This is a genomic window from Pseudoalteromonas sp. CR1 (assembly GCF_019392235.1).
Lineage (GTDB): Bacteria > Pseudomonadota > Gammaproteobacteria > Enterobacterales > Alteromonadaceae > Pseudoalteromonas.
Genome location: NZ_JAHXRM010000164.1, coordinates 1 through 279, shown reverse-complemented (window position 1 = coordinate 279; position 279 = coordinate 1). Strand labels below are relative to the sequence as shown.

The following is a 279-nucleotide window of genomic DNA, read 5'->3' as shown; positions in this document are numbered from 1 at the left end:
GCACCACGTCGAAGGCGGTGTGGTCGAGGGCGATATGGTGATAGAGCAGCACCACCACGACACGCGCGTTGGCCGGGTCGTTGGCGTACATCAGGCGGATCAGGGGCGCCTGGCTGATATCCAGGCGGTAGCGCCGCGCATCGAAACGCTCGTGCAGACCGGCCAGTACATCGCCTTGCAGGTGCACGGCCTGCATGCTCAGCTCGGCTTTGCGCCACACCACTTGCAGCGGTTGCGCCAACCCCTCCCACACCACACCGGTGCGCAGGATGTCATGCC

General features: G+C 65.6%; 1 protein-coding gene. It reads right to left on the bottom strand.

Annotation, left to right across the window (positions count from 1 at the left end):
* On the bottom strand, positions 1-279 hold a 279-nt coding region (locus tag KZZ04_RS18935), incomplete at both ends, for a hypothetical protein (RefSeq protein ID WP_219423799.1).